The 10,089-nt window shown below is 30.2% G+C and carries 11 protein-coding genes; 3 read left to right on the top strand and 8 right to left on the bottom strand.

From position 1 onward, the window contains the following. Positions 1-172: 172 nt before the first annotated feature. Together CLCOS_RS20650 and CLCOS_RS20645 are read right to left on the bottom strand one after the other, a co-directional pair. A complete protein-coding gene (locus tag CLCOS_RS20650) occupies positions 173-631 on the bottom strand; it encodes a Fur family transcriptional regulator (RefSeq protein WP_013238595.1) in 459 nt (152 codons plus the stop codon). A 14-nt stretch (positions 632-645) separates the two neighbouring features. Continuing rightward, positions 646-1,188 (bottom strand): MarR family winged helix-turn-helix transcriptional regulator, encoded by a 543-nt coding sequence (locus tag CLCOS_RS20645; RefSeq protein WP_013238594.1) that lies wholly within the window; start codon positions 1,186-1,188, stop codon positions 646-648. 736 nt (positions 1,189-1,924) lie between these two features. Here CLCOS_RS20645 and CLCOS_RS20640 point away from each other — a divergent pair. Continuing rightward, positions 1,925-2,317 (top strand): hypothetical protein, encoded by a 393-nt coding sequence (locus CLCOS_RS20640; RefSeq protein WP_063600408.1) that lies wholly within the window; start codon positions 1,925-1,927, stop codon positions 2,315-2,317. Position 2,318: 1 nt separating this feature from the next. Beyond that, entirely contained in the window at positions 2,319-2,522 is a 204-nt protein-coding gene (locus CLCOS_RS20635) for a helix-turn-helix transcriptional regulator (protein ID WP_063600409.1), read from the top strand. 51 nt (positions 2,523-2,573) lie between these two features. On the opposite strand, the gene CLCOS_RS20630 is transcribed toward CLCOS_RS20635, so the two are convergent. From CLCOS_RS20630 to CLCOS_RS20615, 4 genes are all read right to left on the bottom strand, one after another. Further along, positions 2,574-3,521: an AEC family transporter gene (locus CLCOS_RS20630; RefSeq protein WP_063600410.1), complete on the bottom strand. Its 948-nt coding sequence runs from the start codon at positions 3,519-3,521 to the stop codon at positions 2,574-2,576. An 87-nt stretch (positions 3,522-3,608) separates the two neighbouring features. Further along, complete coding sequence (locus CLCOS_RS20625; RefSeq protein WP_063600411.1) at positions 3,609-4,280, bottom strand: hypothetical protein; 672 nt, start codon at positions 4,278-4,280, stop codon at positions 3,609-3,611. A gap of 1 nt (position 4,281) precedes the next feature. After that, positions 4,282-4,854 (bottom strand): NAD(P)H-dependent oxidoreductase, encoded by a 573-nt coding sequence (locus CLCOS_RS20620; protein ID WP_063600412.1) that lies wholly within the window; start codon positions 4,852-4,854, stop codon positions 4,282-4,284. Positions 4,855-5,103: 249 nt separating this feature from the next. Then, on the bottom strand, positions 5,104-6,306 hold the full coding sequence (locus CLCOS_RS20615; RefSeq protein WP_063600413.1) for an EAL and HDOD domain-containing protein: 1,203 nt from the start codon (positions 6,304-6,306) through the stop codon (positions 5,104-5,106). A gap of 203 nt (positions 6,307-6,509) precedes the next feature. On the opposite strand from CLCOS_RS20615, the gene CLCOS_RS20610 reads away from it, so the two are divergent. Then, positions 6,510-7,181 (top strand): DUF3298 and DUF4163 domain-containing protein, encoded by a 672-nt coding sequence (locus CLCOS_RS20610; RefSeq protein WP_063600414.1) that lies wholly within the window; start codon positions 6,510-6,512, stop codon positions 7,179-7,181. A gap of 64 nt (positions 7,182-7,245) precedes the next feature. On the opposite strand, the gene yjeM is transcribed toward CLCOS_RS20610, so the two are convergent. Both yjeM and pepT read right to left on the bottom strand, forming a co-directional pair. After that, positions 7,246-8,751, bottom strand: coding sequence for a glutamate/gamma-aminobutyrate family transporter YjeM (gene yjeM / locus CLCOS_RS20605; protein WP_063600415.1), 1,506 nt, complete (start codon positions 8,749-8,751; stop codon positions 7,246-7,248). Positions 8,752-8,780: 29 nt separating this feature from the next. Beyond that, positions 8,781-10,007, bottom strand: coding sequence for a peptidase T (gene pepT / locus CLCOS_RS20600; RefSeq protein WP_063554988.1), 1,227 nt, complete (start codon positions 10,005-10,007; stop codon positions 8,781-8,783). Positions 10,008-10,089 lie beyond the last annotated feature (82 nt).

Below are 10,089 nucleotides of genomic sequence, written 5' to 3'. Positions count from 1 at the left end.
AGTTTATATCCTTTATCCCGTAACAATATATGCTTTTCAAAGTACGCCAATAGTTTTCCAGTTACTTCTAAGTAGTTGCTTAATTAAATATCTTTTCAGAATTTCCATCTACTTTTCGAGTGTCTTCATAATATTATATTACTATACTAACTATCTCTTGTAAACTAAACTATTATGCATCTTTACATGCTTCACAAATTCCATAATAAATATTACTCTGGCTGTTGATTTTAAAGTCATATATATTCTCAATAAACTTTTTCTGTTTGTCCAATTCCTTTAAAATTTCACTATCAAAGGCTCCAATTATTTTTCCACATTTTACACAAACTAAATGTGGATGCTCAAATTTTTCATCTGGAATTACCAATTCATATCTTCCATACTTCTCATTAGTTTCAATTTTCCTCAGCACACCAATTTTTTCAAAAGAAAGTATGCACCTATATACAGTGGCAATTCCAATCTTACTACAATAACTTTTTGAAAAATAATGAACCTCTTCAACAGTCATATGTTCATAGTTTTTTTCAAAAAAAGCCTTTAATACTGCACTCCTTTGACTTGTTAATTTACATCCCTTTTCCTGAATTACAGACCTTATTTTTTCTTGAATTTCCTGTGGTATCATATCTAAAACTTTCCTTAAAGATTCCTAAACAAGTGCTTAAGGTTGTCATCTGACTCATGATGATGTTTATGAAATCCATGATGTCTATGATGATCATGAAGTCCACATTGTAAATCACCTGAGTCACCTTCATTAAGTGATTTAGATAATTTTTCAGTAATCATAAGCATTTGTTTTACTTCTTCATCAGAAAGACTTTGAAATAGGGACCCAACTAACTTTTGAGTAGAAATTCTTGATTCCTCCTCAACTTTTCTTCCACTATCTGTAATATAAATATGCATAACTCTCTGATCTTTATCGTCTTGCTTACGTTCAACAAGTCCAAATAGTTCCATCTTTCCTATCATCACAGTCATTGATGCAGGTCTCACATCCATGATTTCAGCAAGCTGTCGTTGAGTAATACCCTCATTTTCTGCAACGATAGTAAGCATTCTCGATTGTCCTCCCATAAAGTGATTTCCTCCATGAGAAATTTTATGTGAAAAACGGTGCATTTGTCTTCCTAAACGGTGTAATTCTATAAATAATTTCATTGATTCTTCATTTGCCATTTAAAATTCCTCCAATATGTTTAGTTAACTAACTAACTTATTTTTAATATATCATTGCTTTTTCATATTGTCAATAACAATTTAGTTAGTTAACTAATAATTGTTAGAAATAAAAATATTATAAGATATATCCTCTATTACTTCATTAATTTACCATATATTATCTACTTGCAATGACAACTTAAATATGTTATTATAATCTCACAAAAGGAAAACGACTACATTCTTAGTTGATGATTTTTCTTTTTATTATGAATTTTATAGTGTACAACTTCTGAAATACACGTTAAGCTTTTATTTTGAACCTACATTTAAACATTGGGAGTTCAAATTTAGATGAGGATATGTACTTTTTTATGAGTCCTTCTAAGGCATTAAAAGCGATAGATACATCTGTGAGAACACCCACCTATCGAGAGATAGGTGTCAAAATTAAAGCACCGATATTTTGGATATAAATATAAAATTCAAAGCCAATGCTTAATTAAGCATTGGCTTTTTAATATTTAATAAAGTTATCCGATGACTACCTGCTCTAATACTTCCACTTCTCCAAGTGGAAGTAAAGAGCAGCTACGTCCCCGGATAACGATTTCTAACCACAGGTATAGTCAAAACTCCATCTGATGCCAAGAACTCTGTTTATAAATAATTCACTTTTTACTTGATTTTAAAAAATTCATATGATATATTTATAACATAAGTTACAAATATATCACATGAAGGAGATTATATTATGAAAGATAAAAAAATTAGTTTAAGAATTTGGATTAGTGCTAAAATAATCCCGGCTTTATTATTTCTTATGTATTATTGGATGAGTGTAAGGCACAATTTCAAACCCATTTATATATTAATAGAATATTTATTGCTGGGACTCACACTTGTGTTTTTAGCACTGCTCAAAGGAAGTTCAGAGACTTTTGATGAATTTGCAAAAGAAACCCTTAATAAAACAGATTCTATTTGTCTAAAACTTTCTTATTTATTTATGGGCCTCATTTTGCTTCCATCAGCATTTATAACTCCAAGTGGCGTAATGACAGGCTACTTGATTGCTATAGGTATAGTAGCATTAACTATCCTGCGGGCAATTATTTTCTGTGTAATTGATATGCGGGGTATATAGTATGCCAACTCTAAAAACAAAAGTAAAAGAATATAGAGAAAAAATGAATATGAAACAAAGTGAATTAGCAGAATTAATAGGGGTAAGAAGAGAAACCATTGTTCACCTTGAAAATGGTAGATATAATCCATCACTTAAACTGGCAATGGACATAGCAAAAGTATTCCATGCTTCTGTGGAAGAATTATTTAAATTTGAAGACTAGATTATAAATTTAGTGGAGGTTATATCCTCCACCAATTCATTTAAAAACAAATTATATGATAAATTTAAAGCTCTTTAATATGAAAATCCAGAAAGTTAGAGTAAAAGCTGATAATAAAGTAGTGGCTACAACAACACTTGAAGTCAAAACACCATCATTGTTCATGTTCTTTGCCATTATATAACAGCTCACTGTAGTTGGAGAACCAAGCATGATAATTAGAGCAACAAGTTCTTGATCTCTAAATCCAAAATATACTGCTAGTGGCAAAAATACAGCAGCTTGAGCTACCAGTTTTATAAAAGAAGCTGCCAAAGTTGGTTTTATCTTTGCAAGGGCTTTTGTTCCTTCAAAGCCAGCCCCAATAGTTACAAGTGCCAAAGGAGATGCCATAACTGCAAAATTTTTGAGTGTTTTGTCTATTATTTTAGGGAAATGAATATTTAATAGTGACACTATCATTCCTAGCAAAATTCCAATGATAATGGGGTTTTTTATAATATTGATGCATGCTTTTTTTATACTATCATTTCCTCCTCTGCTATCTTCACTTTCAAAAGTAAGTACAATAACAGAATATATATTGTAAAGTGGAACAGCTCCTATAATCATCATAGGAGCCATCTCCGCATTTCCATAAATATTTTGAACAAAGGCAATTCCCAGTATAGCTGCACTTCCACGAAAAGATGCTTGTACAAAAGCTCCTGTCATAGAAGAATCCTTCATAAATTTTTTAGTAAAAAACCAAATTGACCAGAAACAAATGGATGTAACTACTGCACAAAACAATATGTACTTCCCATCAAAATTTTTAATTATATTAGTTGATCCAATATCAGTTAATAATAATATCGGTAAAGTAACTTTAAAGTTAAATTTATTAGCTACCTCTATGAAATTATCATTCAACATTCCTATTTGTTTTAACACATATCCTACCACAATAACTAAAAACACAGGTACTGTCGCATTTAAACTGTATATTAAACTCTCCATTTTGTAATTTTCACCTTTCTAAAGCATATAGCTAAATTTGAGTACACATATTACATTATAATAGAACCTGTCTAATATACAATTTTTTTAATATACCTTTTTTAAAAGGTCCTCTTTTGTCATATTATTTTCTTTCACCATTTTTACCCATCCGTTATTCCCGTTAAGTATGAATTGTGATCTAGGCACCTTAGGGCTTACAAATACTCCTTTTTCATCGTCCTCTCTGCCGCTTTCTATACTATCTTTAAATTTACAAAGTGCTAGATAGATGTCCCTTTTTATTTCACTCTCAATTGGTATTATATCTTTTGTACCCTTAATGAATTCTCCTCCGCCTATACCTATTGCAAACTTGAAGTTAAAGCCTGTCTTTTTCGAAAAGTTATAAATTATATTTACAGCATTTTTATTTTGAATGCCTTCTACAAATCCACAATTAATAACACCATATAAATCTGGAAGTTTATTTTTATCAATCTTATTTTCTTTTATATAATTTTCAAGTTTCCATAAAAAATCAAGAAAATTAGATGGTATGCTATCAACATAAAGTGGGAAAACAAATATTACGCTATCTGACTTTATAATTTTTTCAAAACTTTGAGCTATCTTACCTGATTTTAAATCTTTAATTGTATAAATACATTGAGTTTCTATATCATTATCTTTAATTAATTTTTGTATTTCTCCTATGAAATAAGCTGAAGTGCTTCCACTTTCTCTAGGACTTCCATTTACAAAACATACCTTTTTCACTTTACTTAACCTCTCTTTCTTTTAAATAGATTTCAAAATTATTTATATATTCATCTATATCAACATCATTTTTGCACACATAAGCTTTTGCCCCATTTTTCTGAAGATTTATTCCATTAGCTGTAACAAGAGAACTAAAAGTTTCTTCTTCTTCACTAGAAACATCTTCACCATATCCTAAAGCAACTAGTTCTGGATACTTGTCATAACGTGGTGAATGATGCATTTCTCCATTCACTTCTTCAAAAAACGGAAGTATATTAGGTATTTGCCTATCCAGTGATCTTTTTATAACAGGACTGTAACATCCATATTTTATTGGGCCTACATACAATACAACATTACTTTTTATAAAATCCTCACATATTTTTCTTCCCAGGTCATCAAATACACACATACCAGGAGTCTTGAGCCAACAGCTAAAGCATCCAATACAATAATGTAAATCGTCCAAAGCTAAATTGTAACTTTTAAACTCAATTTTTTTAGTTTGAAATGTTTTTATAGTTTTTTCCATTATTTTCCTTCCAAGCTTGTTTTCATTTTGCCTATCATTTATAACCAATATTTTCATAAGTTTAAATTACCTCCTTATCATGTTTACAGCGTCAACTTATGAATATATAATACATTACTAAGTTTACATTGTCAACATAATTTAAATTTTAAGGAGGTGGAAGTTTAGTTTTCCACTAAAACTTTTTATTTACCACGCTCCTTAGACTTTTCCATTAAAAATATGTGAAATATATCTCCTCCAATATTTTTTTAACTTTCAGTTTGTTTAATGTATGAAAGTTTGTCTACTTAACTCTCGATTATGTCATATTATATTAGCCCAATTCAATGCAAAAATGTATTCTTTCACAACTGCACTTATATTTATATTTAACTTCTTTGAAAATTCTGTACATTCATCCCATCTAGCCCTTTCATAGGAAATTATTAAATCAAGGACTTCCCTATATTTATTACCTTTTCCAATTAAGGCTTCCCTTACGTCCTTCTCTAAAAACAGTTCGCCCAATAGACTCTCCATATTCCTTTCAAGTATTACATCGAGCATAGAAAGCATACCTACTATAAAAAAGTTATACTGCTTTTCCAAATCATCAGGGTATAACTTTGATCCAATTCTTTCACAAAATTTAGCTCTTACAATAGATGCCCTTACAATTTCACTTGACCTATAAGATCCCATACTTCCTAAAACTATAACATAAAGCCATTTGCAAGATTCTATTTCTCCAAGATAGGTTATTGCTTGATGCGGTGAAATAATTTTACTTTTAAGCCCATACATAGATGAATTTATGAGCTTTAAAAATTTATATATTATAGACAAATCTTTTATTATAAGTGATTTCAATTTTACAATATCTACATTTTTTTTGCTTAATTCAGAAAGTATTTCTACATATATTAATTTTTCCTTTGGAATATCTTTAGCTGATACTATAGTTGGCTTACTAAAAAAATATCCCTGAAAAAGGTCATATCCTAAATTTTTTGCTTTATTATAGTCTTCTTGCGTTTCAACTTTTTCCGCTAAAAATTTAATATTATTGTTTTTAGTATTATTTAATATGAACTTCTTTTCATATCTCGCCATCTTAAAATCCACTTTAACTATATCTGCCAAATCTAATAATTCTATGTACTTTTTATCAAATATAAAATCATCAAGTGCAAGTGTATAGCCACACTCTTTCAAGTATCTGCACGCATTTACTACCCTTGGAGTTGGTTCAACGGTTTCAAGTATTTCAATTACTACATCTTTAGGTAACATCGGAATAACATCATCCGTTATAAGATTTTTAGGAAAATTGATAAACGCCTTTTTACCCCATGTAATTTTATCTACTCCAACGAGAGAAAAAACGTTTGCTATAACATTACACGTAGCTTTATCTTCATCATTGCCCTTATAGTAATTTTCAAAACTATCCCTATAAAGCAATTCATAAGCTACAACTCTTTCCTTTTTGTTAAATATTGGTTGTCTAGCTATAAATGCATCCAAATTATCACTTCCTTAAAACATACTTAATATATATACACATATTAGCGTTTATTGGAATTATTTTAGGAATTATCCTATTATAAACTTATCGTACAAATTTGGGTACTTCTTTATCGCTTATTTTTTTAGTTAAAACTAGAAGAACACTTTTACCACTTAATAAATAAATTATACTATAGAAAACTATTATTGAGAGGGTACAAATGCCACATAATCATAATATTTCAAAAAATATCTGTCCATTTGCTAAATGTTTTTTCAGAAATGAGTCAAGCAGGGGAATTATCTTAAATACAGCAAAAATATCACCTGAAAAATTTAGCATAAGCTATCCATTCATACCAAATCCAAATAAGGACCAAATAATAAATAAGATAAATACTTCTATTATAAATGAAGTAAGTAAACTTTTTACATCTCAGGTCCTATTTCCAGAAAAAATAGATTTTAATGAAATTTTAGGTACTTATGAAGTAATGTTAAACAAAAACAATCTTTTAAGTATACTGTTTAATATGTATACTTATGTAAATAAAGCTGCTCATGGATTTACAGCTTACTCTTCCATAACATTAAATGTTAATACAGGACGAGTATACAACTTCAGCGATTTATTTAACCCTAAAATTTATTATGTAGGTTTTTTAAATGAACTTGCTAATCAATATATTAAGGGCAATAACATTACTCTGATAAATGAGTATAAAGGTATAACTCCAGATCAAAAGTATTACCTTACTCCTAATTCACTAGTGCTTTATTACCAAGTTTACGAATACACACCTTATTACTATGGAATTTTTGAAATTGAATTGCCTTATAGTAAAATAAAAAATCTTTTAAGTCCAACAAGTCCAATAAATTTACTTATATAATAAAAACCAGGGCCATACACCCTGGTTAACTATTTACTCCTATGAAATTTTGAAAATTAAGATACTATTGTAATTCTTTTTTACTTTTCTTTTCATATGATCCATATATCAATAAAGCAATTATAGTAAAGAATACTGGACCTATAATCATCCATATTGTATCTTTTAAATTTCCATGTACTGCTGGTTCTATTATTGTAAAGAAATTAGCAAACCCTATGGTAAAAGTAACTACTACTGTAGCAATACATGTCCATCTATAACTTTTGAAAACTTCAAAAGGTTTTTTGATTTCTGTTTTCTTTTTAAAAGCAATAAATGCAGCTGATAAAAACATATATGGTACAGTCATTGCTACGTTAGTCATCTTTATTAGTATATTAAAAAATTTAGACGCTGCATCTCCTCCAAAAGATACTAGTGCTATAAATGCCACTACAAATATACATTGAACCCACATAGCATTCTTAGGCATTCCATCTTTAATTTCAGCCATTTTTCCTGGCCATAATTTCTTTGGTGTACCTTCCACTAATTGTTTTAGTGGTGCATAACACAATGTAAAGAATGCTCCCGATAGTGCTAAAAACATGGATAATCCTGCATACCTAGCTGTCCAAGCTCCTATTGTCAATGAAGTTGCTTGACTGCATCCAAAGCTTTGTCCTATTTGATATCCTAAGTTTTGCATTACTACATAAGCAACATTGCCCATGTGCACACCTTTTACTGATAACACTTCTTTCCAATTAGTAAATATGCCACACAAAAATATACCTACAGCATATCCTATGGCAATAATTATTGCTGCTACAGTAACACCTTTTGGAAATGTTACTTCTGCTTTTTCAGTTTGGTCTACTAATCCTCCCACTGCTTCTATTCCGCCATAAGCAAATAATGCAAATACTAAAAATGCCAATACACTAATGCCACTTTGATAGTCAGGATTTGGTGATTGTGTAAAAGCAGCTGATGATACAATTGGCTGAGCTAAATGGCCACCATTTCCTATTAAAACAGCTACTGCTCCAATTAATAATACAATATTAAGTAATGCTACTGCTGTACCACCTACTGATGTTACTTTTGTTATTTTTTCCAATCCCTTAGATGCTGTTAATGTTACAACTAAAATCCAACATATCCCTAATATTCCTAAGACTTGAGTGGAATTTAATCCTAATAGTGACCAGGTTGCCGTTTTGTCACTTCCAAATATGGCATTTGAAAACGGTACCCATATTGTTGAAGATATATTAACCATCCAAATTACATAAGAAGCATACCACATGAATGTTCCTATAAAAGCATATTTAGCTCCAACAGACTTTTCCATCCACGAGTAGATTCCACCTCTTTCATTTTTAAATGCTGCTCCATATTCTGCCATCATAAATGCATAAGGAATAAAAAAAGTTATTGCAGATAAAATATACCAAGGAATTGCACCATAACCCATCAAATAAAATGCTCTGGGTATATTAGTGAATCCAAATACTGATGTAAAAATCATTAATACTAGTGCTATTAACGTCATCTTTTTTTGTTTTTGCTCAGTTGATTCCATCTTTCTCTCCTCCTTTATTAATTTATTGATTACATTTTCCCGTATAACTGGACTATTTTAAGTATTACTTCTACAGCTTTTTCCATAGAATACACGGGTATGTACTCAAATTTGCCATGGAAATTATGTCCTCCAGTAAATATATTTGGTGTAGGAAGTCCCTTAAAAGATAAGCTAGCTCCATCTGTACCACCTCTTATAGGTTGAACTTTTGGAACTACATCCACCGATTTCATCGCTTCAAAAGCGATATCAACTATATGTTTTACAGGCTCAATTTTTTCCTTCATATTTTTATACTGGTCTTTTATTTCAATTTTAACTATACTTTTGCCATATTTCTTGTTTAAACTTTCTGCAGCACCAGTTATAAATTGTTTTCTTTTTTCAAAATTTTTCTCATCAAAGTCTCTTATTATATATTCAAGCTTTGTTTGCTCTACTCCACCATTAAGTGCAACTATATGATAAAAGCCTTCATAACCTTCTGTAGTTGATGGGGTTTCATTTTGTGGAAGCATACTCATAAATTCCCCAGCAATAAGCATCGAATTTATCATTATTCCTTTTGCGCTTCCTGGATGAACATTTCTTCCACTAATAATTACTTCTGCACTTGCAGCATTAAAATTTTCGTATTCCAATTCTCCAAGAGCTCCTCCATCTACCGTATAAGCTGCATTTGCATTGAATTTTTCAACATCAAAATGATCTGGCCCTCTTCCAATTTCTTCATCTGGCGTAAATGCAACTTTAACGTTTCCATGCTTAATTTCTGGATTTTCTATTAAAGTTTCTAAAGCAGTAATAATCTCAGCAATTCCTGCTTTGTCATCAGCACCTAAAAGAGTAGTCCCATCTGTAGTAATAAGTGTTTTACCAACATAGTCTTTTAATTCTGGAAAATCCTTTGGAGAAAGAACAATATTTTTTTCTCCATTTAAAACTATATCCTTACCATCATAGTTTTCAATAAATTTAGGATTTACGTTCATTCCTGAAACTTCTGGACTTGTGTCCATATGTGCAATAAATCCTATGGTAGGAACTTCTTTATCAACATTAGATGGTAACGATGCCATTACATATCCATTTTCATCTACTGAAACCTCTCTCATTCCTATTTTCTTTAGCTCTTTTGACAATTCTTTTGCCAGCACCATCTGTCCTTGCGTAGTAGGAACTGTATTCATTTCTTCATTTGATCTAGTATCAAATTTTATATATTTAGTAAATTTTTCTACGACCTTAGACATGTTCAGCCTCCTTATAATATCTCCAATTTGTTAAAACTATATATACATATATACTGTATCACTTTTTCAAAGTATGATAATC

Source organism: Clostridium coskatii (genome assembly GCF_001675205.1).
Classification (GTDB): Bacteria; Bacillota; Clostridia; order Clostridiales; family Clostridiaceae; genus Clostridium_B; species Clostridium_B ljungdahlii.
Note: the sequence above shows the minus strand (reverse complement) of the source record. Positions and strands in the feature narration are given on the sequence as shown.